This window comes from Xanthomonas sp. NCPPB 2933 (assembly GCF_056725225.1).
Map to the genome: position 1 here is coordinate 1592034 of NZ_CM161518.1, position 24554 is coordinate 1616587.

The window sequence follows — 24554 nt, forward strand, 5'->3', positions numbered from 1 at the left end:
CGGATATCGCCATGAGCCTCGTGAATACAGCATCGCCTTCTACTACCGACTACGCCTATACGCCCGCCGCCACCGACGACGGCTCGATTGCCGTGCGCGGCGATCTTGTCATCGCGCTGCCGATGCGGCATGCCGGCATGCGCGAGCTGCGGTTGCGCTATGAGCTGGTTGGCGCGGCCAATGCGCCGGTGGTGTTCGTGGCGGGCGGAATTTCTGCGCACCGCCATCTGGCCGCCAGTGCGCTGTTTCCCGAGAAAGGCTGGGTGGATGGCCTGGTTGGCACGGGCCGCGCGCTGGATCCGGCATCGCGCCGGCTGTTGGCATTCGATTTTCTCGGTGCCGACGGCACGCTGGATGCGCCGATCGATACCGCCGACCAGGCCGATGCGATCGCCGCGCTGCTGGATGCATTGGGCATCGCGCGCCTGCACGGTTTTGTCGGTTATTCGTATGGCGCTTTGGTCGGTCTGCAATTCGCCACCCGCCATGCCGCCCGTGTCGGCACGTTGGTGGCAGTGAGCGGTGCGCATCGCGCGCATCCGTATGCCGCAGCGTGGCGCGCACTGCAGCGCCGCGCGGTGGCGCTAGGCCAGCTGCAATGCGCAGAACATCATGGGCTGGCGCTGGCACGGCAGTTCGCCATGCTCAGCTACCGCACGCCGGAAGAATTCAGCGAACGCTTCGACGCGCCGCCGGAAGTGATCAATGGCCGCGTGCGCGTGGCGGCCGAAGACTATCTGGACGCCGCTGGCGCGCAATACGTGGCGCGCACGCCGGTAAACGCGTATTTGCGGTTGTCCGAATCCATCGACCTGCATCGTATCGACCCCGCGCAAGTGCGTGTGCCCACCGTTGTCGTTGCGGTGGAGGGCGACCGCCTGGTGCCGCTGGCCGACCTGGTCACGCTGGTCGAAGGCTTGGGCCAGCGCGGCAGTCTGCGCGTGCTGCGCTCGCCGTATGGCCACGACGCCTTCTTGAAAGAAATCGATCGCATCGACGCGATCCTCACCACTGCCCTTCGCATCACCGGAGAAACCGCATGAGCTTTCGTGACCCCACCGACGCCCCTTGTACCGCTGCCACTGCCGCTGTCCGCGCCGGTATCGATCGCGACACTGCCTATGGCGCGGTAACGCCGCCGATCGTGCTGTCGTCGAACTTCTCCTTCGATGGTTTTGGCAACAAGCGCCAGTACGACTACACGCGCAGCGGCAATCCCACCCGCGATCTGCTCGGCGAAGCGCTGGCCGAACTGGAAGGTGGCGCCGGCGGGGTGATCACCTCCACCGGCATGGGCGCGATCAATCTGGTGCTCAATGCGCTGCTGCAGCCGGGCGATACGCTGGTGGTGCCGCACGATGCCTACGGCGGCAGCTGGCGCCTGTTCAATGCGCTGGCCAAGAAAGGCCACTTTGCGCTGATCACCGCCGACCTCACCGACCCGCGTTCGCTGGCCGATGCACTGGCGCATTCGCCCAAGCTGGTGCTGATCGAAACCCCTTCCAATCCGCTGCTGCGCATCACCGATCTGCGCTTCGTCATTGAGGCAGCGAAGAAGGTTGGCGCGTTGACGGTGGTGGACAACACCTTCCTGTCGCCGGCACTGCAGAAGCCGCTGGAGTTCGGTGCGGATCTGGTGCTGCATTCCACCACCAAGTACATCAACGGCCACAGCGATGTGGTGGGTGGTGCAGTGGTGGCGCGCGACGCGGAGCTGCATCAGCAGCTGGTGTGGTGGGCCAATGCACTGGGACTGACCGGTTCGCCGTTCGATGCCTTCCTCACCTTGCGCGGTTTGCGCACGCTGGATGCGCGTCTGCGCGTGCATCAGGAAAATGCCGACGCCATCGCTGCATTGCTAGATGGGCATGCGGTGGTCAATCAGGTGTATTTCCCCGGCTTGGCGACGCATCCGGGGCATGCCCTGGCGGCGCGCCAGCAGAAGGGCTTCGGCGCGATGATGAGCTTCGAGCTGGAAGGTGGCGAAGCGGCAGTGCGCGCGTTTGTCGATGGCTTGCGCTACTTCACGCTGGCCGAGTCGTTGGGCGGTGTGGAAAGCCTGATTGCGCATCCGGCATCGATGACGCATGCGGCGATGACGGCTGAGGCACGTGCTGCCGCAGGCATTTCCGATGGGTTGTTGCGGTTGTCGATCGGTATCGAGTCTGCAGAAGATCTGTTGATCGATCTACGCGCCGGCCTGGCACGTGCCGAAGCGACGCTGACCACCGCAAGCCGCAAACAGGTCGACGCGTGAGCACTGTGCTACCTGCTTCGCGTCGCGCTTCAGCGGCCGCGGTGACACCGACGCCACGTCTGGCCTTGCTGGGCACCGGCACCGTGGGGCGCGCGTTCGTGACGCGCTATACCGCGCTGCAGGAACGTCAATTGCGCCTGCCGCGCTTCGATTGGCTGGCCAATTCGCGCATTGCCCACGACTGCGGCACCAGTGCGGAACAGGCATTGCGGCAGGCCAATGCAGCGCCGCGCGGCCAGGCGGTGTTGCAGCCGTGGGCGGAAACCACTGCGCTGCGTGCCGGCGATGTGCTGGTGGACGCCACTGCCAGCGACGTGGTGGCCGATTGGCATGTGGAATGGTTGCTGCGTGGTGTGCATGTGGTCACCGCCAACAAGTTGGGCCAGGGCACCGCGTTGTCGCGTGCGCAGGCGCTGCACGCGGCGCGTCACGCTAGTGGTGCGCATTATGGCGATAGCGCGACGGTGGGCGCGGGATTGCCAGTGTTGAGTAGCGTGCGCGCGCTGGTGGCGGGCGGCGACCATATCCATTCGATCGAAGGCGTATTGTCCGGATCGCTGGCGTGGCTGTTTGATCGCTATGACGGCAGCGGCGCGTTTTCCGATTGCGTGCGCGAGGCGATGGCGGCCGGTTACACCGAGCCGGATCCGCGTATCGATCTGTCCGGCGAGGATGTGCGGCGCAAGTTGCTGATCCTTGCGCGTGCGGCGGGCTGGCAGCTGGAAGCCGAGCAGGTGCATGTGGAATCGCTGGTGCCCGCAAGCATTGCGCGGCTGCCGCTTGACGCCTTGGATGCGCAGCTGGGCGCGCTGGACGAGGTGGTGGGCGCGCGTTGGCAGCAGGCGCGTGCCGCAGGGCGTTGCCTGCGTTTCGTGGGGCGTGTGGATGCGCATGGCGCCAGCGTCGGCCTGCGCGAATTGGCGTTGGATCACCCGCTGGCCGGTGGTGCCGGCACCGATAACCGCGTTGCGATCAGCAGCGATCGCTATCGCGAGCAGCCGTTGTTGATCCAGGGCCCGGGCGCGGGTGCGGAAGTGACTGCGGCGGCGTTGCTGGATGATGTGCTGCGGATTGTGGCGGGTTGATCGAGTGATTGTCGTTGTTTGAAGCATCGCACAGGCCAAGCCTCTGGCTTGATCAGGTTGCAGCAGGCCAACTGCCTGGCAATCGTGTGCTGAGAGACGCGGCATCAGATACGCATCTGACGCGCATCCAGCCGCAGCTCGCATGTCAGCGAGCTGCGGCTTTCAGATCAGCGTAGGTCAGGTGACACCGTGCGACCGGCCCGCCGCTTACTGCGCAATCGCCTTCAATAACGCAGCATTGAAGCGCTTCGGGTCCTGCACCTGCGGCGAATGTCCGAGGTCGGCGAACTCGATCAGCTTCGCATTCGGAATCGTCTCGGCCGCACGTTTCCCCAGCTTGGTGTAATCGCCGACGCGTGCCTTGACCTCGGGGGGGGCGGTGTCCTTGCCGATCGCGGTGCGGTCCTTGAGGCCGATGAACAGCGTGGTCGGCACGGCGAGTTTGGGCAGTTCGTAGACCACCGGTTGGTTGAACACCATGTCGTAGGTCAGCGCCTGATTCCAGGCAACGGCCTGCTTGCCGTTGCCCAGCGACATGCCGGCCTGCATGCGCGCCCAGCGTTCGAACTCGGGCTTCCACTGGCCGGCGTAATAGACCTCCATCTGATACTTTTTGATGCGCTCGAAACTGATCTTCAGTTCGTTGTCGTACCAGGCATCGACGCTACGCCACGGGATGCCTTCGGCCTTCCAGTCTTCCAGGCCGATCGGGTCGACCAATGCCAACTGCTCGGTGGCCTTCGGATACATCAGCGCATAGCGGATGGCGAGCATGCCGCCCATCGAATGACCGACCACCACGGCACGTTCGATGCCCAACTTTTTCAGCAGCGCCTGTGTGTTGTCGGCCAGCTGCGCGAAAGAAAATTGATAAGCCGCCGGCTTGCTGGATTTGCAAAAACCCACCTGGTCCGGCGCGATAACGCGGTAGCCGGCGGTGCTCAACGCGGCAATGGTCTGCTCCCAGGTGGCAGCGCAGAAGTTCTTGCCATGCAGCAGCACGGCGGTGCGTCCGTTGGGCTTGCCGGTGGGTGTGACATCCAGGTACGCCATTTCCAGCGGCTGCTGTTGCGAAGTGAACGCGAAGGTCTTGACCGGATACGGGTACTCGAAGCCTTCCAGGCGCGGGCCATAGCTGGTTTCCTGCGCCATCAATGGGCCGCAGGCCAGGGCCAGGGCGAGAGTGCAGACAAGCTGTCGCATCGCGATCTCCGTGGGAATTCAGCCTTCGACAGTACACACGTGCATGTGGTGATCGCGTTCAACGTGGCAACCCGCGTGCGGGAACGCTTGCTGTGTCGGATCAGTTCGCTGCGTTTGATGTCTGTTGCGATGCGCCAGGCGCGCGGGGTGGCCGCAAATCTCTTATTGCAGCCGATGAGGCATGGCAGCTAACGCCTTGTCGCACTCAGGCACGCCTTCACGATCGCGCGCAGTTGCCTGCCAATGCAGCCGAGCAGGACCCGCCACCGCTTAGCATTCGATGACGTTCACTGCCAGGCCGCCGCGGCTGGTTTCCTTGTACTTGTCCTGCATGTCGCGGCCGGTGTCGCGCATGGTCTTGATGACCTTGTCCAGCGATACCTTGTGCTTGCCGTCGCCGCGCATGGCCATGCGGCTGGCATTGATCGCCTTCACCGCGCCCATCGCATTACGTTCGATGCACGGGATCTGCACCAGGCCGCCGATCGGATCGCAGGTGAGGCCAAGGTTGTGTTCCATGCCGATTTCCGCAGCGTTTTCGATCTGCCCCGGGTTGCCGCCGAGCGCGGCGACCAGGCCGCCTGCCGCCATCGAACACGCCACGCCCACTTCGCCCTGGCAACCGACTTCGGCACCGGAAATCGAGGCGTTTTCCTTGTAGAGAATGCCGATGGCCGCAGCGGTGAGCAGGAAGTCGAAGATGCGTTGCTCGGATGCGCCGGGGCAGAAGCGATCGAAGTAATGCAGCACCGAGGGAATGATGCCGGCCGCACCGTTGGTGGGTGCGGTAACGACGCGGCCGCCGGCGGCGTTTTCTTCGTTGACCGCGAGCGCGTAGAGATTGACCCAGTCCAGCGTGGTCAACGGATCGCGCATCGCCGCTTCCGGTTTGGACGACAGTTCGCGATACAGCGCCGGCGCGCGACGCGAGACGTTCAGGCCACCCGGTAGCGTGCCTTCCTGGCGAATGCCGCGTTCCACGCACGACTGCATCGCCGCCCACAGTTCGCGCAGGCCGGCGCGAATTTCGTCTTCGCTACGCCAGCTCTTTTCGTTTTCGAACATCAGTGCTGCGATGCTCAGACCGCTGCGTGCGCATTGCGCGAGCAGTTCGTCGCCACTGAGGAACGGGTAGGGCAGTGGCGTCTCGTCGGCCACGATACGGTCGTCGGCGGCATCGTCCTGGTTGACCACAAAACCGCCACCGACCGAGTAGTAATCGCGGGTGGCGATCACGGCGTCATTGGCGTCGTAGGCGGTGAAACGCATGCCATTGGTGTGGTACGGGAGCTTCTGCCGTTTGTTCATCGGCAGGTCGCGTTTTTCGTCGAAGGCGATGGTGTGCTGGCCCATCAAATTGATGCGCTTGCTGGCGCGGATGCGCTCGAGCGTGGCGGGGATGATGTCCGGGTCGATCAGGTTGGGGCGGTTACCTTCCAGGCCGAGTAGCACGGCCTTGTCGGTGCCATGGCCGCGGCCGGTCAGGGCCAGCGAGCCGAAGACCTCGGCGCGGATGCGCACCACGTCCTGCAGGCGTCCGGCGTCGAGCAACCAGCGATGCACGAAGCGTTCGGCCGCGCGCATCGGCCCCACGGTATGGGAGGAACTCGGACCGATGCCGATCTTGAACAGGTCGAACGTGCTGACAGCCATGCTTGCCGGAGAGGTGAGCGTAAAGGCGGCTATTCTAGTCTTTCGGCGATTGCGGCACGGCTGCAGCGCAGCATTGAGAGCTTTGCGATGGCTTTGATCCTGTACCAACGCGACGATTGCCACCTGTGCGACCAGGCCGTGGCGGTGCTGGCGCAGACGCGCGCGGGCGAATTCAGCAGCGTGTTCATCGATGGCGATGCGGCGCTTGAGTCTGCTTACGGCGAGCGCGTGCCGGTGCTGCGCGATGCGGTTGGGCGCGAGTTGGGGTGGCCGTTCGATAGCCGGCGTTTGCTGGAGTGGTTGAATTCCGGCACGCGCTGATGTGGCGCTCGTGGACCCGGTACGCGCCAGATTTTGGATTTAGAGCGGCTTAAAACGACTTCACGCCGGTCTGGTGCGGAGCGGATGATCTGGGCCTTCGCTGCAGGGCGGCCGATCTGCGGGTTTGCTGCAGGGCCCTTGCCCGCCCACCGTCGCGGGACACGCCGCAAGTACGTCCGTGTAGGCTCTTACGCGGCATCTATGCCGCGTAAGGTCCCGCGACGGTGGGCGGGCAAGGACCAGTCGAGATGGTCGGTGTGCATGCTTTTGAACAAAGCAACCGAACAACTTTCTGGTGCGGTGTCCTTGCCGCTTGCGGGACCGTGTGGCGGCATGGATGCCGCCACCGAGCCTACATGGACGTACTTGCGGCGTGTCCCGCGAGCGGTGAGGGCACCGCGCGCTCGACCAACTCAGCGTTTGACCCGGGCGTTTGACTGCATGTAACAAGATGCGGCTAACAAAATATTCTTGTCGGCCGCCCGTTCAAGGTGTCAGCCGCTTTGATTCAACGGCACCATTGCTGCTCGCAGGGCACGCCATCGTGGTCGCCGTCCATTTCGGTATTTGGGCAATGCTGCAACACGTAAGTGGCATCGTCGCAGGAGGTCATCTGCGAGCAGTGCGTGCGTCCGCCACAGCTGTATTGCGCGGTGGGCGCAGACGCAGGAGTTGCTACGGGCCGCGTTGGCGACGACATTTGCTCTAGTGCCGGTGCCGGGGTGAATACATCGATCAAGTAATCGCGCTGCTGATAGGCGAACGCCCCGCCACCGAGCACCAGCATCATGAGCAAGACCTTTCCAAGCCCGATCTGTCTTTTTGCCGGCGCCATGCGTGCCGTGTTGCGTCGCACAGGCGCGTCATGCTTGGGCGCACGCGCTCCGGCGCGCATCACGCGCACCGCTTGCTGTCGCCCATCCTTGCCTGGTTCGATCTCGAAGGAAATCAGCTCGCCGATACGCGGCGCATCTGCGCTTCTGGGAAACGCGGAAATATGCACGAACACCTCATCGCCCGGCTGAGCCGGGGTAATGAAGCCGAAGCCGCGATCGGGATTCCAGCGGGTCAACGTTCCGTGTGTGCGCATCGTCGGCGTCCTTTGGATGAGTGCCGAGTCTAACTGTCGCGCGGTGTCATCCAATCGCCAGACACAAAAAAACGGCGGACCCGACGAGGTAGTCCGCCGTTTAGTGGCCGCGTCCGGTTGCGGCCGGTGGCGTTACTTCGCCTTGAACACGACCTTGGTGCTGATCGCGGTTTCGTTGGGGATGGTCTTGGTGTCGGCCCAGTCGCCGCCGCCCACGCCGAAGTCCAGGCGCTTCACCACTGCCTTGCCGGCCAGCACCGGCTGTGCGCCGGGTGTCCAGGTGAAGGTCAGCGTGACCGGCTTGCTGATGCCGCGCAATTCCAGCGTGCCGTCGGCGGCGTACTGGTTGCCGCCGATTGCGCGGAACTTGTCGGCGCGGTAGCGCGCGGTGGCGAACTTGGCCACGTTGAAGAAGTCCGGCCCCTGCAGGGTCGAATCACGGTCGCCATTGCCGCTGACGGCACCTGCCAGCGGGATGCGCACGTCGAGCTTGGCACCGGCCAGATTGGCCGGATCGAAACTCAGCGTGGTGTCGAACCCGGGGAACTTGCCGGTGAAGACTTCGCCGTCGTACTTGCTGGCAAACACCAGCGACGAGCCGGGTGCCTGCACGTAATCGGCAGCGAGGACCGGGGCGGCAGCGAACGTGGCCACCAATGAGGCGGCGACCAGCAGGGGAGAGGCGAACAACCTGGACGACATGGGGAATCCTTTAGGTTTTGGAAGAGAGCCAACCGCGCGGCAACATCCGCACCAAGGTGGCGTCACGCTGGAACAGGTGGTGGTAGAGCGCAGCGCCGGCATGCGCCAGCACCACCGCAATCAACAACCAGAAGCCCCACTCGTGGATGAAATGCGCAATCACGCGCAGTTGTTCGTCCGGCGGGCTGAGCTTGGGGACGGCAAACAAGCCGAACCAACGGAACGGGCGCAGGCCGCTGGTGGAGTCGTACAGCCAGCCCGACAACGGCATGGCGAAGATCATGGCGTACAGCAGCCAGTGCGTGAGCCCGGCGATGCGTTCCTGCCAGCGCGGGGTACCGCTTACCGGCGGCGGTGCGCCTGCATAGATGCGCCAGCCCAGCCGCACGATCACCAATGCCAGCACGGTCAGACCCACCGACTTGTGCGCGGTGTAGACCCAGAAATATTTCGGGGTCTTGGGCAGGTTGCCCATGATCAGGCCAACCACGCCCAACGCCAGAATCAGCAGTGCGATCAGCCAATGCAGGGTCTGGCTGACACCGCCCCAACGTTCGATGTTCTTCAGGCTCATGCTCAGGATTCCGGGCTGGTGGCAGCGTCAGGGGCGGCGGGTATGTTCTGCGGTTGCGGTGCGTCGTCTTCGGCACGGCCTTCGCGCACGGCTTCCGCTTCGATGCGCAGTTCCACCGAGTCGCCGATCATCGACTTCCACGCGTCGATTCCGAACTCGGCACGGCTCAGCGTGGCGGTGGCCGAGAAACCGGCAGTGCGCCGGAACGGCGGCAGCGGATGGCGTTTGAGCGCGTTGAGGGTGACGTCCAGGGTGACCGGGCGGGTGACGCCGTGCAGGGTCAGGTTTCCGCTGACCTTGGCGTGGTCTTCGCCGCTGGCTTCGACGTGCGTGGAGACGAAATGCGCGTCGGGAAACCGCTCGGCGTCGAGCAGGTTGCGCGCCAGCGTGGCCTCGTTCCACTTGGCATCGCCCAGGTCGGCGCGGTGCAGCGGCACGTTGACATCCAGCCGTGCGGAGGCCCAGTCGTCCGGGTCGAACACCAGCGTGCCGCTACTTCCGGAAACGGTGCCCAACGCCTTGGAAAACCCGGCATGTTCGACTGCGAACAGCACCCGCGTGTGCACCGGATCCAGCGCGTAACGCACCGGCGCGGCGGTTGCGGCAAGGCTGGTCGCGACCAGGGCGGGAAGCAGCAACAGGCGGGCGAGGATTGTCATGGGCGGATTCTAGGCATTCCCGCTGCGCTCCGCTTGGCTTGCGCTCGCAACGATCCGTTGCGAGCATGCGGGCTGGACGTGGAAAGGATGCCCACATGCGTGCGCTCATCGTTGTGCTTGTCTTGCTGCTTGGCGCTTTGCCATGTGCGGCGAAGATTCCCGAGATTCCCCGTTTCCGCATTGTAGGGCCTAGCGATGGACTTCCATCGACCATGGTGGTTGCGATCCACCAGGATCGTGCCGGTTATCTGTGGCTTGGCACCCTGGATGGCCTGGTGCGTTACGACGGCGCGGGATTCAGGACCTGGAGACACGATCCGAACGACCCTGCGTCGTTGCCCTGCAATGCGGTCCAGGCGCTGCATATCGATGCGCTGGACAGGATATGGATCGGCTGCGGCAAGACGCTGAGCGTCATGGATGCCGGACGACGCCACTTTCGCCACTATCGCACTGCGGACTATCCTTTGCTGAAGGACGGCGAGATCTACAGCATCGCTGCGTTCGACGGCGATATCTGGGCAGGGACCACGTCCGGCGCGCTGGTCCGCATCGATGCTGGTGGGACGATGTCGTCGGTGGATCTGGGCGCGGTCGATGGCGATCTTGACCAGGCCATGATCATGAATCTTGCAGCGGACAACCGGCAGCGGCTGTGGATCGCAACCAGTAATGGACTGGCTTATTACGACGGGAAACATCTGCGTCGCGAATATGTCCCAGACGAGCCGAACCGGCAGTCGGCCATTTTCGGTCTGCAATGGACCGGCGACCGTCTGTGGCTGGGCAGCGAGTCTGGATTGCATGTCATGGGGTCCAACGATCAATGGCAGCCGCTTCCCTGGGGAACGATGTTCGGTAGCGGCAACGAGTTCTGGGGCGCAGTGGCTGCTCAGGACGGCGAGTTCTGGCTAGGGAGCGGACGCGGTCTATGGCGGACGCGTGGCGAGCGTCCACCGGTCCCTGCCTTCAGCGGTGAGGGTCCGTTGTCGCGCCGTAATGTGGTCGGTCTGCTGGGAGCGGCCGATGGGGGGCTTTGGGTTCCGATGCATGGCACTGGCCTGGGGTATTTGCCGGCGGATTGGAAGCGCAGTGCCGTGCTCAAGCCCGCCGTGCCGACCGGCGATGCCATTTATTGCAATCTGGCACCCGCCACACGGTCTGGTGGTTTGTGGCAGGTGGATACAGACGGTCGCTTGTTGCGCGTTGATCCGAGCACGGGCGACACGTTTCAGACAGGATTGCAGTCGCCGCATCTCAAGGGCATGGAGCTGGTGTCGGCGTTGGAGGATCGTCTGCAGCGTGTCTGGCTGGGCAATTTGAGCTTTGGTCTCTCGCGGATGGATCTGCGCACTGGTGAGTTCATCCACTGGCCGTCCGATGGTCCCGAACCGGCATCCGCGCTGTCGGCGCCGGACTGGATCATCGAGCAGGGCGACACGGTGTGGATGGCATTCCTCGACATGGTGCAGCAGCGCGATTTACGTAGCGGCCGCGTCTTGCAGCGCATCACTCAGCAGGACCTGCATGGCCTCAGCGACATCGCTGTACAGCAGCTTGAACAAGGCCCCGACGGGCGTGTCTGGGCTGCGGGCGAGGGCGGCATGTTTGCCTGGGACGACACCTCTCGCCGCTTTGTGCCGGTTGCAGGTCTCGAAGGAACCCCGATCCAGGCGTTTGCCAGCCAATCGCCGGAGACGGTGTGGGTATACCGGGCCACCGGTGCGGAACAATGGAAAAAAACCGCAACAGGCTGGACGCGTGTGCGCCACGTGGGCGAAGCCGACGGGCTGGCCGGATTCGACGCCTCTGCAATGCAGATCGACCCGCATGGCAGGGTCTGGATTTCCAGCTTGCGTGGGCTCTGGCGGATCGATCCCTCGGTGACGCCGGCACGGCTGCGCAATATCGGCACGCGCGATGGGTTGACCAGTCAGGAATTCGTCCAGCATTGCCTGCTGATGGCGGGCGACACCTTGATCGGGGCGACAAGCGATGGCTCCACCGTGTTGCTGGATACCGCAATGCCCGATATCGCACCGTTTGTGCCCGCATTGCAGTTGGAACATCTCAGCGTGCTGCGTAATGGTGCACGCATCGCGTTGCCGATGGATCGCCCGTTTCAGCTGGGTCCCGGGGACCGGCAGTTGCAGATCGTCAGTCGTCTGCTGTCGTATAGCGATCCGCTTTCCAATCGTTATCGCAGTTTCTTGAAAGGCTTCGATACGGAGTGGCAGACCTCGGGCAACGCGGGGATCCGCGAATTTGCCAGTTTGCCTGCCGGCAACTACGAGCTCGCGCTGCAGGGTGTAGACCCCTTGGGTAATCGCTCGCCAGTGCGCACCCTGCGATTTACGGTCAATCCACCCTGGTGGCGCAGCGACGTCGGTATCGCGCTGATCTGCCTGCTTGGATTGCTGCTGAGCGCATTGCTTGCCGCCGCCTATCGCCGGCGTGTGCGCATGCGTGCGCAATGGCAACTTGCGCAGCACAAACGCGAGCTTGCCGAGCAGGCGTCGCAGGCCAAGACGCGGTTTCTTGCGACATTGGGGCACGAGGTGCGTACGCCGATGACCGGTGTGCTGGGGATGAGCGAGTTGCTGCTGCAAACACCGTTGGATGGACGTCAGCAGGGCTACGCCAGCGCAATCCAGTCGGCGGGCAAGCATCTGCTGCGGCTGGTCAACGATGCGTTGGATCTGGCGCGGATCGAGGCCGGTAAGCTGCCATTGGATTACCGCGATTTCGATTTGCGCCAGCTGATCAGGCAAGTGGCCGAGCTGGTGCGCCCGACTGCCGAGCAGAAGCAGTTGGTCTTCGAGTGCGAGCTGGAGGATGCGTTGCCGCCGGCACTGCACGGCGATGCCAGCCGGGTGCAGCAGATCCTGCTCAATCTGTTGTTCAACGCGGTCAAGTTCACTGAGCGCGGCAGTGTGAGTTTGCGTGTCTCAGTGCTGCCGCAAGGCCACAAGCAAGGCATCCGGATGGAGGTGCGCGATACCGGCCCCGGCATGAGTGCAGAACAGCGCGGGCGCCTGTTCCAGCGCTTCGAGCAGGCCGAAGGCGCACTCACGCTTGCGCGGCATGGCGGCAGTGGCCTGGGGCTGGCGATCTGCCGCGAATTGGCAGCGGCCATGGGCGGTGAAGTGACAGTCAGCAGCGAACTGGGGCAGGGCGCGTGTTTCGTGGTCGAACTGCCGTTGCGCTGGGTGGCTGCGTTACCTGCAGTGACGCCGAATGTGGCACGCACAACGCCGCTTCACGATCAGGCGCCGCTGCAGCTGCTGCTGGTCGAAGACGACCCCACCGTGGCGCAAGTGATTGTCGGCCTGCTGCAGACGCGCGGGCATCAGGTCACGCATGTGTTGCATGGTCTTGCGGCACTGGCCGAGGTGAGTACGCGCAGCTTCGATGCCGGCCTGTGCGACCTGGACCTGCCCGGCATCGACGGCGCGGCACTGGTGGCGCAGTTGCGCGCGCGCGGCGTGCGTTTTCCGATCGTTGCGGTGACCGCACGCGCCGACGCCGATGCAGAACCGCAGGCAATGGCGGCCGGGTGCAATGGGTTCTTGCGCAAGCCGGTCACCGGCGACTTGCTTGCGCAGGTACTGGCGCGCGCGCTTGCTGACGCCAGCGACGCACAGGAAGACCCGGTTGCCGACTAGGGGCGGCCGTGGCCAAGCAGGTACAGTGCAGTCCCGCCAGGGAGCGCGCGCAAGCGTGCAGGTGGCGATGGGGACAAGGATGAAGATGAAGAAGGTGCTGCTGTCGTTGCTTGCGCTCTTGTTGCTGCTGATCGGTGTGGATGCGTTGGCGGTGAACCAGATCGAGACCCCGCGCATGCGCCGGTTCGGGCCGGTCGAAGGCCTGCCTTCGCGCATGGTGCTGGCCTTGGCGCAGGACCGGCAGGGTTATATCTGGGCGGCCACCAGCGACGGTCTGGCGCGCTATGACGGCATCGGCTTGCAGGTGTGGCGGCATGATCCGGCCGATCCGCGATCGATTCCCGGCAACCAGGTGGAAACGCTGCTTGTCGATGATCGCGACCGGGTCTGGATCGGTGCCAATGGCTCGCCGGTGGGCATGCTGGATGCAGGGCGCAAGGATTTCGCGCAGTTTCCCGAGATCACCGAAACCTGCGTGGGGCAGGTGTGGTCGTTGGCGCAGGCGCAAGGAGCGATCTGGATCGGCACCAGCGATGGTGGCTTGTGCCGGCGCGAAGAAAACGGCCGCATCACCGCATTTCATGCAACGCCCGATGCAGCGGACGGTTTACCCAGCGACACCATTCTGAGCATGGTGACCGACGCGCGCGGCCGGCTCTGGATTGCCACGGCCAGTGGTCTGGTGATGCGCGACGGCGAGCGCTTCGTCCGCATTGCGCCGACGCAATTGAGCACGGCCGTGCTCAAGCTGAGCAAGGATCCCGACGGTACGCTGTGGGTAGGCAGCAGCAAGGGTTTGTACCGCGTGACAACGGCAGGTGTGCTGGAGCCGGCGCCCTGGGCCGGGTCGGCCGCCGTGCGTGCCGGCACTGTGGTACACGATGTCCATGGCGGTTACTGGGTCGGCGCAGCCGATGGTTTTTTTCGAGTAGCACCCGGCGAAACTGCGCTGCGAGTGATGGAAGGCGATCGTGGTAGTGGGTTTCTTACCGCGCACAGCGGTGTGCTCGATGTCATGCAGGACCGCCAGGGCGGCCTGTGGCTAGGGATGATCTCGCAAGGTATGGCGTACCTGCCGCCGGATTGGCAGCGCTTCTCGACATTCTTCGAAACACTGGGAAAACCTCTGGAAAGCCTGTATCTGGTGAACGTTGCCGCAGATGGTGAACGTTTTCTGGTGACCACGGGCGAGGGGGTGTATCGGGTCAGCGAAGACGGTGCAGTAGTGCCGGTGGTGCATAGCGATGCGCTGGGTGGCGGTTCGGTGCAATCGGTGCTGCCGGCAGGCGATGGCAATCTGTGGATCGCAATGCGCGAGGGCATCACGCGCTATACCCCTGCCACGGGCGCGCGCCGCGACTTTCCTGTGGATGTCGGCACGCCCGATATCCACCGCGTGGAGCTGATGGCAGCCGGTATCGATGGCGAGTTCTGGCTATCGATCGTGCAGGGCGGCGTGCAGCGACGTGCGGCGGATGGACATGTGCTGGCGACATTCCGTTTCGGCGCCGATCTGGGCATGGACGACGACATGGTGCAGCAGTTGTTGGTGCGGCCGGATGGGAGTGCATGGGCGGCGACCGGCTATGGACTGTGGGTCTGGCAGGGCGAACGCTTTCGCAAAGTAATCGGCGATGGACATGAGGTCTACGCACTGGCTTTTGTATCGCCACACGAGTTCTGGGCGGGGCGCTCTGGCGCGTTGGAGCGCTACAGCTGGGATGGATCGCAGGCGCGGCTACTGGAGCGCATCGGGCGCGCGCAGGGGATTCCGGCAACGGACATCCGTGGCTTGGCATTGGGCGGTACAGACACGGTGTGGGCCACTACTTCACGTGGCCTGCTCGCCTATCGGCGCGGGCAGCCGCGGATCCACATGTTCGGCCAACGCGATGGCCTGCCCGACAGCGAATTCTCGATGCGTCCACCGGTCACCGGCCCCACTGGACAAGTATTGGCGCTGACCACCAGCGGCATCGTGCTGTTCGACCCATCGCGGCCGTTTTCCGCCGCGCCATCGGCACGGCTGGTGATCGAATCGGTGCAGGTGCGCCGTAACGATGCCGAGCGCTCGCAGCCGGTCTCTCACAAGGTGCCGATGGTGCTGCAGGCGCGCGATCGCGATCTGCGTATCAGTGCGCGATTGCTGTCGTTCGTCGATCCGGCCTCTGCGCATTATCGTTACCGCATCGACGGCTACGACGAACGCTGGGTGGAGCAGGGCGCTGGCGGCGAACGCGTGATTTCGCGCTTGCCGCCCGGCGACTACCGCATCGAAGTGCAGGCGCGTGCCGGCGAGGGCGACTGGGTCGCTGCACCGACGTTGCAGCTGGAAGTTCGCCCGCCGTGGTGGCTGAGCACACCGGCGCAGCTAGTGGCCGCGTTGCTGTGCGTGCTGCTGTCATGCCTGGGTGTGTGGGCCTGGCGGCGCCGCGTGCGGCGCCAGCAGGAATGGGTGCTGGCACAACAACGCCAACAGCTTGCCGAGCAGGCCTCGGTGGCCAAATCGAACTTTCTTGCCAACCTGGGACATGAAGTACGCACGCCGATGACCGGTGTGCTCGGCATGAGCGAACTGCTGCTGGCCACGCCACTGGATGCCAAGCAGCGCAGTCACGTCGACGCGATCCGCAAGGCCGGTGCGCATCTGCTGCGGTTGGTCAACGATGCACTGGATCTGGCGCGTATCGAAGCCGGCAAACTGGAGCTGGTGCAGCAGCCGTTCGACCCGGCGCAACTGACCCAGGAACTGGCCGATTTCATGCATCCGATCAGCGAAGCGCGCGGATTGCGCTTTCACTATCGCAATCAATTGCCTGCGCAGTTGGTCGTGCTGGGCGACGCGACGCGGGTACGCCAGATCCTGATCAATCTGCTCGGCAACGCGATCAAGTTTTCCGAACGCGGCGAGGTTTCTCTCACGGTCAGTCGGCATGGCGAGGTGCTGCGTTTCAAGGTGCGCGATTCCGGGCCGGGCATCGGCCCGGAGCAGCAGAAGCGCTTGTTTCAGCGATTCGAACAAGCCGATGGCGCGCGCACCAGCGCTCGCTACGGCGGCAGCGGCCTGGGGCTGGCGATCTGCCAGGAACTCACCGTGGCGATGAAGGGCGCGATCCGCGTGCGCAGCAGGCTCGGCGTCGGCACCCAGTTCAGCGTGGACCTGCCGTTGCCGATCGACCGCTCCGGCGTGCGCATCGCTTCTGGCGAGCTGGGCGCGGTGGCCGGTGAGTCGTTGCGCATCTTGCTGGTGGAAGACGACCCGACCGTGGCCGAGGTGATCTCCGGCCTGCTGATGGGCCGTGGGCATCGGGTGGTGCATGCCGCGCATGGGTTGGCGGCGCTGTCGGAGGCGGTCGATGGCGGTTTCGACATCGCGCTGCTGGATCTGGATCTCCCCGGCCTGGATGGATTTGCGCTGGCATCGCAACTGCGCCGGCTCGGGCATGGGTTCCCACTGCTCGCAGTCACCGCGCGTGCCGACGGCGATGCGGAGCGCCAGGCGCAGGCCGCAGGTTTCGATGGATTCCTGCGCAAGCCGGTCACCGCCGATATGTTGGTTGACGCGATTGCGGCGGCGCGGGTACGCGCCGATACGCAGCCGATGCCCTTGAGCGGTTGAGATAGCTGGCTAGTGGTAACTGTCTTAGACCAACCCCGCCGCTGCGCTTCAGAGTAAAAGCTCGAACACGACGCCTGTCCAATGACCTAGATTGCCAGGATCGCAGCTTCGCGTGTTGCCAGCATCGCGCCCGGTCCGCACTATGCGTTCAAAGGAAAAACAAGAAGGCATGCTGCAACCACGCTCTCCCTTCCGTCGCATGCTTGCGACCAATCTGATTGCGCGCTGCAGGCTGCTGCTGTGCCTGGTTCTGATATGCGGCTGGCCGACGTTGGTGCTGGGCGGTGTGCCGGCGTTGCCGCAGCCGCGTCAATTGACGGTGGCCGATGGGCTGCCATCCAACGTAGTGTATGGGTTCGACGAGGACGAAAACGGCTATCTGTGGTTGGCCAGTAGCGATGGGCTGGCCCGCTACGATGGCCGCAATTACCGCATCTGGCGCATCGAAGAAGGGCTGCGTGATAACCAGGTCTGGGCTGTCCACGTCGACAAGCGCAACCGTGTCTGGATCGGTACCGGCATGGCCGGTCTGGCCATGCTGGATTCCTCTCGTAGCGCCTTCACCTTCTACGATGGCGCGCGCTACCCGGAACTGCGTGGCGCGGCAATCTGGAATATCAAATCTACCGAAGATGGCAGCATCTGGTTCGGTACCGAAATAAACGGGCTGTATCGACTGCAACCGGATGGATTACTGGATCATTTCGTCCATCGCGCTGACGATCCGCGCAGTGTGCCCAATGACGCCATCTATCGACTCGAAGTGGACGCGAAGGGCACCTTGTGGGTTGGCACAGCCGATGGCGTTGCGCACTGGACCGGCAAGGATTTCGAACGGCAGGTCTTTCCGGATGGTACTGAGCAAATCATCACGCGGCTCACTGCAGATCGGGATGGCAGTGTCTGGATCGGCACCAGCGACGACAAGCTGTTTCGGCGTGACCCTAATGGCAGCTTGAGTCCGCATCCCTGGACCGCGCCTTCGCAATATCCGGTCCTTGGCGTATTACTACGGGATCAAGACGGCAGTTACTGGCTCGATACATTGGCCGGGCTAGGTCACGTGATCGACAAGGATGTGCGCAATGTGCCGTTGTATAGCCTCTCAGCGCATGGTCGCATCCGTCCCAATTGGGAGTCCGCTTATCAGGACCGCGAAGGCGGAGTGTGGTTTGCCAGCCCCAATGGTGGACTCTGGCATCTGCCGTCGAACTGGCGCCGTTTTGCAGTGGTATTCAACCTCATGGACGATGGCGGCCAGGGCGGAAATCTCGCAACGCAAGCTGCGGCCAAGTCACGGGATGGCCGGATGTGGCTTGTGGGCACGGCGGGCGTGCTTGAGCGCGTTGATCCGGGCATCGGCAAGATCGAGCGGGTGCTGGCGAGCTTCGGCACGGAGAGCTGGGCCAACAGTGTGCTGGAGGATCGCAAAGGCAGGGTCTGGGTTGGTCAATACGCCGAGCTGGCGCGTTTCGATCCGGCAAACGGCCAATTGCTGAGCTGGAAAGACGGCGCAAGCGGGGCGCGCTCCGAGAGTAAAGATGCCGCCTTAGATGCCTCGCAGGACATTTTGCAGCAGACCGGCGACGGACACATATGGATAAACACCGCAGTGGGGTTGCAGGAGCGCGACGAGGACGGGCATGTCATACGGACCGTGCTGCGTGGCAGTCACGGACTGTATCGCGATCAGGTCGTGCACGAACTACAGACCGGCCCGGAGGGAAACCTATGGCTTGCGACTAATCGCGGTTTGCTCCAGTGGAATGCGAGCAACGCGCGCTTCGAAACGATTTCGGGCGCACCCAATGAACAAATTTTCACTCTCCGCTTTAGCGATAATCAAGTCGCCTGGTTGGCCGGCCTGGGGAAACTGCACCGCTATCTGTTGAAAAATGGGGCGCTGCAGCACCTGGATACCGTCGGTGCCGAGCATGAGTTTCCGGCGCTGGCGCCGAATGGTTTGGTGATCGATCGCGATGGCGTGGCGTGGTTGTCCAGCATGCGCGGGCTGATTCGGGTGGATTCAGCGACCCATGGCGTGCGTGTATATGGCGTACATGACGGCTTGCCCAATCCGCAGTTTGCGCCACGCTCGTTGGTGCAATCTGCCAAGGGTTTGATCGTTGGAGCAACGCCGGACGGGCTAGTGATCTTTGACCCGGCTGAGCTGAAGCCGAGTGATCGCCGTGTACCGCTGGTGATTGAACGGGTGGGCCTGCGTCGCGGCGAGCGCGGGCTGGACCTCAGCCATATCCAGCCGCTGGTGGTCGAAGACGGCGATCGCGATCTGCACTTCGTTGCACGGCTGCTCAGTTTCGCCGACTCCGAATCCAACAGCTACCGCTTCCGTTTGAGCGGCTACGACCCGGACTGGATCGACGTTGGGCCGAGCGGCGAGCGGCTGTTTTCGCGGTTGCCCTCAGGGCATTACACGCTAGAAATACAGGGGCGCACTGCCGAAGGCATCTGGTCGGCGAGCCAGACGCTACGCTTTCAGGTGCTGCCGCCGTGGTGGCTGGCGCCCTGGGGACTGGTCTTTTTGGGTCTGCTCGCGCTATGCGTCATCGCCGCGGCGGTGCTGTGGTATCGCCATCGCCTGCGTCGCTTGAATGCCTGGCAATTGGCCGTGCACAAGCAGGAACTGGCTGAGCAAGCCTCGCTCGCCAAGACACGTTTCCTGGCCACGCTCGGCCACGAAGTACGCACGCCGATGACCGGCGTCCTTGGCATGAGCGAGCTGTTGCTCAAGACTTCGCTGGACAACAAACAGCGTAGCTACACCGAATCGATTCGCCGCGCCGGTGCGCATCTGTTGCGGCTGGTCAACGATGCGCTGGACCTGGCGCGGATCGAATCCGGGCGTCTTGAGCTGGATCTGCAGCCGTTCTCGGTACGCCAACTGATCGCGGAAGTCGAAGGCTTGATGTCACCGCTGGCGCAGGAGCGCAGGCTGCGTTTCAGCCTGGAAGTGGGCCTGCTCGGCGACATCACTGCCAGCGGCGATGTCACCCGTATCCGGCAGATTCTGCTCAATCTGCTCAGCAACGCGATCAAGTTCACCGAGCGCGGCGTGGTCGGTTTGAAGCTGACCACGCTGGGCTCGTATCAGGGCCTGCGTTTCGAGGTAGCCGATACCGGGCCGGGTATCAATGCCGAGCAAAAGGCACGTCTGTTCCAGCGTTTCGAACAAGGTGATGGCGCCAGGACCACCTCGCGCTACGGCGGCAGCGGCCTGGGCCTGGCGATCTGCCGGGAACTGGCGGTGGCGATGGGTGGGCATATCGAAGTGATCAGTCGCCTTGGCGCCGGCACGCGCTTCGTGGTCGATCTGCCGCTGCGTTGGGTCGCCTCGAATGCCACGCTCAGCAGTGAAGTGGAGCGTGCTCGTGCTGCAATCGATCCGCTGCGCATCCTGCTGGTGGAAGATGACCCCACCATCGCCGAGGTCATCGTCGGCCTGCTGCGTTCGCAAGGCCACTCGGTGGTGCATGCGGCACACGGGCTGGCCGCACTGACCGAGGCGGCCGACAACACTTTCGACCTTGCCTTGCTGGATCTGGATCTGCCGGGCCTGGATGGCTTCGCGCTGGCGCGTCAGCTGCGCGTGTTCGGCTACGACATGCCGCTGGTTGCAGTGACCGCGCGCTCTGATGAAGCCGCCGAGCCGACCGCCGAGCAAGCGGGATTCGACAGTTTCCTGCGCAAGCCACTCACCGGCGACATGCTTGCCGACACAATTGCCGAGGCGTTGCGAAGCGTGCGTCCGCGCGGGGACGGATAGAGCGGATGCCCAGTCAGTGGAGACAAGTGGTGTTCGGGCGTCGTGCGGCGCCTTCGTCGGGTAACGGGCAGCTTGAACAGCGATGCGTCGTGCCGGCGATCTTCCGGGGCGTCCGGGTCGTTTCGGCTGGACGCAGTCCTGTGCGCCGACTGCGGCAGACAGCGGATGGACCTGTGACGCTGCCGTATCGGTTGTGGGCATGGGAAAGATGAGCAGCAGTGGAGCTACAAGCGGGCCCGGGCTTGCCCGCACTGCGCTTGGCCCGCACTATGCGGCGACTTGTCGTGAAACGTGTCCAGTGCGCCTTTTTCTGTGTTTTTCCTATTGGTTGATTGCTGCGGTGGCGCTGCTTCCGTGCGTTACAGTGCGACCTGCACTTGCGACCCCGGGCGCGCTGCTCACGCCGGTACCCAGCCAGGTCACGGTCGCCGACGGGCTGCCGTCGGACACCATCAGTGAACTTGCCGAAGACAAGCAGGGCTATCTCTGGCTCGCCAGCGATGACGGACTAGCTAGATTTGATGGGCGCAACTATCGCATCTGGCGGATGGAAGACGGGCTGACCAGCAACGCGATCTGGACCATTTGCGTCGATGGCGACAATCGGGTGTGGATGGGTTTCGAGAATGGCGGTGCCGGCTTTCTGGACGCCAAAACACGCGCGTTCACACGCCTGCAGAATGCGCAATTCCCGGAGTTGGCCGAAATTACGGTGTGGGCGCTGGCACAGACTCCGAACGGCGACATCTGGCTTGGCACCGCTGCCCACGGACTGTACCGGTGGCGTCCCGATGGCAGCATGCAGCGATTTTCCAACGTGCCCGGCGACTCCGCCAGTCTGCCGTCCGACAGCGTGAACGGGTTCGAGGTCGCGCCCGACGGGACCTTGTGGATTGGAACCCCTGGAGGGCTGGCTCGCTGGGATGGTGCGCATTTCGAGCGAGTGCCGCTTCCTGGAACCACGCAAGCCGTCAATCGGTTGTACATGGAGCGCAGTGGCGACACGCTTTGGATCTCGGATATCGCAGGTGACGCGTTTAGCATAAACGCCAACGGCCAGGTCAGCCTTCAGCCATGGAAAAACGCGGCCAGCAAGCAGCGTGTCCTGGGTATCCTGCTGCATGATCGTGGCGGGCGTTACTGGCTGGACACTAACGGCGGCATCGCCCTGTCTTCTGCAGGAACCGACTTCAGCAGCGTGCCGATCTACAGCTTGTCGGCGCATGGTCTGGTCAGGCGAAACTGGATCACAGCTTACGAAGATCGGGAGGGCGGGCTGTGGTTTGCGGCGCTTGAAGGCGGTCTGTGGCACCTGCCTCCGCATTGGGACACCTTTGCGGTGCTTGCGCACTACAGCGATGATCCGCAGTCGCTGGCCAATCCCTCCGTGCTGTCGACAGCGCCTTCGTCTTCGGGCGGTGCCTGGTTAGCTGGTAGCCGGGGCGTGCTGGAATATCTCGATCCGACCACCGGCCAACTGCAGAAGCATCTGGCGAAAATCGACGGAGTTCGTCCGCCAGACTCCATGCTCGAAAGCAGGCGCGGGTTCGTCTGGATCGGGGTACAAGGATCGTTGGTCCGCTACGACCCGCGGACGCGACAAGTCAAACGCTGGCAACTGCGGGAAGATGTGGAACCCGATCCCGACGGTGCTGCGGACCGACCGAGTTGGATGGCAGAGGACGCGCAGGGCCGACTGTGGGTGACTGTGCTGGAGCATGGTCTTCAAATCCGGAACGAAGATGGACAGTTGCTTCGGACCATCGTCAATGGCAGTCATGGACTGGAAGCATTGACCATTCTGGACATACGCCTTGGTCCCGACGGTCAGATATGGCTGAGCAATAACGCCGGTCTAAGGCGCTGGGACCCCGCTGCCGACCGATTTATCCCCGTCGACGGTGCGCCGTCCGTGCCGACCTATCTCTTCCGGCTTGGCGAGGGCGGCGTGGTCTGGACCGGGTTGGCGGGCGAGATACGCCGATACCTGTGGGATGGAAAGCAGCTCAAGCACCTGGACACCGTTGGAAAAGATCAGGAGTTTCCGATGGTGGCGCCCAATGGAATGGTGGTCGATGCCAGGGGAGTGGCCTGGGTGTCCAGTCAGCGCGGCCTGATCCGGATCGATCCTGGCAGCAGATTGGTGCGTGTGTATGGGGTGCACGATGGGCTCCCCAATCAGCAGTTGCTAATCAACACACTGGTGCAGGCGGGCAGCGGGCAGATCGTTGGCGCTGCGCCTGACGGCGTCGTGGTGTTCGATCCGGCCACGATGCGACCCAGCACACGCAGGCCGCCATTGATTATCGAGCGAGTGGGCTTGCGGCGCGGGGAGCGTGGGCTGGATATCACCGGACAGGAGCCGCTCACAATGCAGGACGCCGATCGCGATCTTCACATCGTTGCGCGCCTGCTCAGCCTGGCTGATTCCGAGTCCAATAGTTACCGCTTCCGCCTCAGCGGCTACGACCCGGACTGGATCGACGTCGGGCCCAGTGGCGAGCGGCAGTTTTCGCGTTTGTCGCCGGGCCACTACACGCTGGAAATTCAAGGGCGCACCGCCGAGGGCATCTGGTCGGCGAGCCAAACGCTACGCTTTCAGGTGATGCCGCCGTGGTGGCTGGCGCCCTGGGGATTGGTCTTTTTGGGTCTGCTCGCGCTATGCGTCATTGCCGCGGCGGTGCTGTTGTATCGCCGTCGCCTGCGTCGCTTGAATGCCTGGCAATTGGCGGTGCACAAGCAGGAAATTGCCGAGCAGGCCTCGCTCGCCAAGACACGTTTCCTGGCCACGCTCGGCCACGAAGTACGCACACCGATGACCGGTGTGCTGGGCATGAGCGAGTTGTTGCTGAAGACCTCGTTGGACACCAAGCAGCGCAGCTATACCGAGTCGATCAGGCGTGCCGGCGCGCATTTGCTGCGGTTGGTCAACGATGCGCTGGATCTGGCGCGGATCGAATCCGGGCGCCTGGAACTGGATCTGGAGCCCTTTTCGGTGCGCCAATTGGTGGCGGAAGTGGAAGGCCTGATGGCGCCACTGGCGCAGGAGCGTGGTCTGCGTTTCAGCCTGGAAGTGGGCCTGCTCGGCGACATCACCGCCAGCGGCGATGTCACCCGTATCCGCCAGATTCTGCTCAATCTGCTCAGCAACGCGATCAAGTTCACCGAGCGCGGCGTTGTCGGGCTCAAGCTGACCACGCTTGGCTCGTATCAAGGTCTGCGTTTCGAGGTGGCCGATACCGGGCCGGGCATCAATGCCGAGCAAAAGGCGCGTCTGTTCCAGCGTTTCGAACAAGGCGACGGTGCCAGGACCACCTCGCGCTACGGTGGCAGCGGCCTGGGTCTGGCGATCTGCCAGGAACTGGCAATGGCGATGGGGGGGCATATCGAAGTGATCAGTCGCCTCGGCGCCGGCACGCGATTTGTCGTCGATCTACCGCTGCGCTGGGTCGCCTCCAACGCCACGCTCGGCGGCGAGGTAGCGCGTGCCGGTGGAGCAGTCGCCCCGCAGCGTATCCTGCTGGTGGAAGACGACCCCACCATCGCCGAGGTCATCGTTGGCCTGCTGCGTTCGCAAGGCCACTCGGTGGTGCACGCACCGCACGGGCTGGCCGCACTGACCGAAGCGGCCGACAACACCTTCGACCTGGCGTTGCTCGATCTGGATCTGCCGGGCCTGGATGGCTTTGCGCTGGCGCGGCAGTTGCGCGTGTTCGGCTACGACATGCCGCTGATTGCAGTCACCGCGCGCTCTGACGAAGCAGCCGAGCCTACTGCGGAGCAAGCCGGATTCGACAGCTTCCTGCGCAAGCCACTCACTGGCGACATGCTTGCCGACACCATTGCCGAGGCGTTGCGAAGCAAGCGGCCGCGCGAGGAGATTTAAAGCGACTATTAACTACTGCGCAGTTGCCAGGCCGGCACGGCCGGCACTCGGAATCG

General features: G+C 63.7%; 14 protein-coding genes. 8 read left to right on the forward strand and 6 right to left on the reverse strand.

What is annotated here, in order from left to right; all coding sequences use genetic code 11:
• Positions 1–11: 11 nt before the first annotated feature.
• From metX to AC1PLU_RS06515, 3 genes are read left to right on the forward strand one after another with little or no spacing between them, the layout of a single operon-like run.
• A complete protein-coding gene (gene metX, locus AC1PLU_RS06505) occupies positions 12–1043 on the forward strand; it encodes a homoserine O-succinyltransferase MetX (protein WP_481094288.1) in 1032 nt (343 codons plus the stop codon).
• Complete coding sequence (locus tag AC1PLU_RS06510) at positions 1040–2257, forward strand: O-succinylhomoserine (thiol)-lyase (protein WP_481094287.1); 1218 nt, start codon at positions 1040–1042, stop codon at positions 2255–2257. The genes metX and AC1PLU_RS06510 overlap by 4 nt, the downstream gene beginning before the upstream one ends.
• Entirely contained in the window at positions 2254–3342 is a 1089-nt protein-coding gene (locus AC1PLU_RS06515; protein WP_481094286.1) for a homoserine dehydrogenase family protein, read from the forward strand. Before AC1PLU_RS06510 ends, AC1PLU_RS06515 begins: the two co-directional genes overlap by 4 nt.
• A gap of 207 nt (positions 3343–3549) precedes the next feature.
• Here the strand turns inward: AC1PLU_RS06515 and AC1PLU_RS06520 are convergent, their stop codons facing one another.
• On the reverse strand, positions 3550–4545 hold the full coding sequence (locus AC1PLU_RS06520) for an alpha/beta fold hydrolase (protein WP_481108017.1): 996 nt from the start codon (positions 4543–4545) through the stop codon (positions 3550–3552).
• Positions 4546–4815: 270 nt separating this feature from the next.
• Positions 4816–6198: an L-serine ammonia-lyase gene (locus AC1PLU_RS06525; RefSeq protein ID WP_023904687.1), complete on the reverse strand. Its 1383-nt coding sequence runs from the start codon at positions 6196–6198 to the stop codon at positions 4816–4818.
• A gap of 87 nt (positions 6199–6285) precedes the next feature.
• Here AC1PLU_RS06525 and AC1PLU_RS06530 point away from each other — a divergent pair, with 87 nt between their 5' ends.
• Positions 6286–6519 carry a glutaredoxin family protein gene (locus tag AC1PLU_RS06530; RefSeq protein WP_481094284.1) on the forward strand — a complete coding sequence of 78 codons (234 nt, stop codon included), beginning with the start codon at positions 6286–6288 and terminating at the stop codon, positions 6517–6519.
• Positions 6520–7027: 508 nt separating this feature from the next.
• On the opposite strand, the gene AC1PLU_RS06535 is transcribed toward AC1PLU_RS06530, so the two are convergent.
• The 4 genes from AC1PLU_RS06535 to AC1PLU_RS06550 all read right to left on the reverse strand — a co-directional run bounded on the left by AC1PLU_RS06535 (position 7028) and on the right by AC1PLU_RS06550 (position 9544).
• The gene (locus AC1PLU_RS06535; RefSeq protein WP_481094283.1) at positions 7028–7609 is read right to left on the reverse strand and encodes a cold shock domain-containing protein; all 582 of its coding nucleotides are present in this window, start codon (positions 7607–7609) and stop codon (positions 7028–7030) included.
• 132 nt (positions 7610–7741) lie between these two features.
• Entirely contained in the window at positions 7742–8311 is a 570-nt protein-coding gene (locus tag AC1PLU_RS06540; protein WP_481094282.1) for a YceI family protein, read from the reverse strand.
• Positions 8312–8321: 10 nt separating this feature from the next.
• Entirely contained in the window at positions 8322–8885 is a 564-nt protein-coding gene (locus AC1PLU_RS06545) for a cytochrome b (RefSeq protein ID WP_481094281.1), read from the reverse strand.
• A gap of 2 nt (positions 8886–8887) precedes the next feature.
• Positions 8888–9544, reverse strand: coding sequence for a YceI family protein (locus AC1PLU_RS06550; protein WP_481094280.1), 657 nt, complete (start codon positions 9542–9544; stop codon positions 8888–8890).
• Positions 9545–9639: 95 nt separating this feature from the next.
• Between AC1PLU_RS06550 and AC1PLU_RS06555 the strand changes: the two genes are divergently transcribed.
• The 4 genes from AC1PLU_RS06555 to AC1PLU_RS06570 all read left to right on the forward strand — a co-directional run bounded on the left by AC1PLU_RS06555 (position 9640) and on the right by AC1PLU_RS06570 (position 24498).
• Positions 9640–13209 (forward strand): sensor histidine kinase, encoded by a 3570-nt coding sequence (locus tag AC1PLU_RS06555; RefSeq protein ID WP_481094279.1) that lies wholly within the window; start codon positions 9640–9642, stop codon positions 13207–13209.
• A gap of 79 nt (positions 13210–13288) precedes the next feature.
• The gene (locus AC1PLU_RS06560) at positions 13289–16828 is read left to right on the forward strand and encodes a sensor histidine kinase (protein ID WP_481094278.1); all 3540 of its coding nucleotides are present in this window, start codon (positions 13289–13291) and stop codon (positions 16826–16828) included.
• A gap of 199 nt (positions 16829–17027) precedes the next feature.
• The gene (locus tag AC1PLU_RS06565; protein ID WP_481108478.1) at positions 17028–20612 is read left to right on the forward strand and encodes a hybrid sensor histidine kinase/response regulator; all 3585 of its coding nucleotides are present in this window, start codon (positions 17028–17030) and stop codon (positions 20610–20612) included.
• A gap of 199 nt (positions 20613–20811) precedes the next feature.
• Complete coding sequence (locus AC1PLU_RS06570; RefSeq protein ID WP_481108018.1) at positions 20812–24498, forward strand: hybrid sensor histidine kinase/response regulator; 3687 nt, start codon at positions 20812–20814, stop codon at positions 24496–24498.
• Positions 24499–24554 lie beyond the last annotated feature (56 nt).

Coding starts and splice junctions, on each gene's coding strand:
- metX (WP_481094288.1), top strand. CDS start 12: ATGAGCCTCGTGAATACAGCATCGCCTTCTACTACCGACTACGCCTAT.
- AC1PLU_RS06510 (WP_481094287.1), top strand. CDS start 1,040: ATGAGCTTTCGTGACCCCACCGACGCCCCTTGTACCGCTGCCACTGCC.
- AC1PLU_RS06520 (WP_481108017.1), bottom strand. CDS start 4,545: ATGCGACAGCTTGTCTGCACTCTCGCCCTGGCCCTGGCCTGCGGCCCA.
- AC1PLU_RS06525 (WP_023904687.1), bottom strand. CDS start 6,198: ATGGCTGTCAGCACGTTCGACCTGTTCAAGATCGGCATCGGTCCGAGT.
- AC1PLU_RS06530 (WP_481094284.1), top strand. CDS start 6,286: ATGGCTTTGATCCTGTACCAACGCGACGATTGCCACCTGTGCGACCAG.
- AC1PLU_RS06535 (WP_481094283.1), bottom strand. CDS start 7,609: ATGCGCACACACGGAACGTTGACCCGCTGGAATCCCGATCGCGGCTTC.
- AC1PLU_RS06540 (WP_481094282.1), bottom strand. CDS start 8,311: ATGTCGTCCAGGTTGTTCGCCTCTCCCCTGCTGGTCGCCGCCTCATTG.
- AC1PLU_RS06545 (WP_481094281.1), bottom strand. CDS start 8,885: ATGAGCCTGAAGAACATCGAACGTTGGGGCGGTGTCAGCCAGACCCTG.
- AC1PLU_RS06550 (WP_481094280.1), bottom strand. CDS start 9,544: ATGACAATCCTCGCCCGCCTGTTGCTGCTTCCCGCCCTGGTCGCGACC.
- AC1PLU_RS06555 (WP_481094279.1), top strand. CDS start 9,640: ATGCGTGCGCTCATCGTTGTGCTTGTCTTGCTGCTTGGCGCTTTGCCA.
- AC1PLU_RS06560 (WP_481094278.1), top strand. CDS start 13,289: ATGAAGATGAAGAAGGTGCTGCTGTCGTTGCTTGCGCTCTTGTTGCTG.
- AC1PLU_RS06565 (WP_481108478.1), top strand. CDS start 17,028: ATGCTTGCGACCAATCTGATTGCGCGCTGCAGGCTGCTGCTGTGCCTG.
- AC1PLU_RS06570 (WP_481108018.1), top strand. CDS start 20,812: ATGGGAAAGATGAGCAGCAGTGGAGCTACAAGCGGGCCCGGGCTTGCC.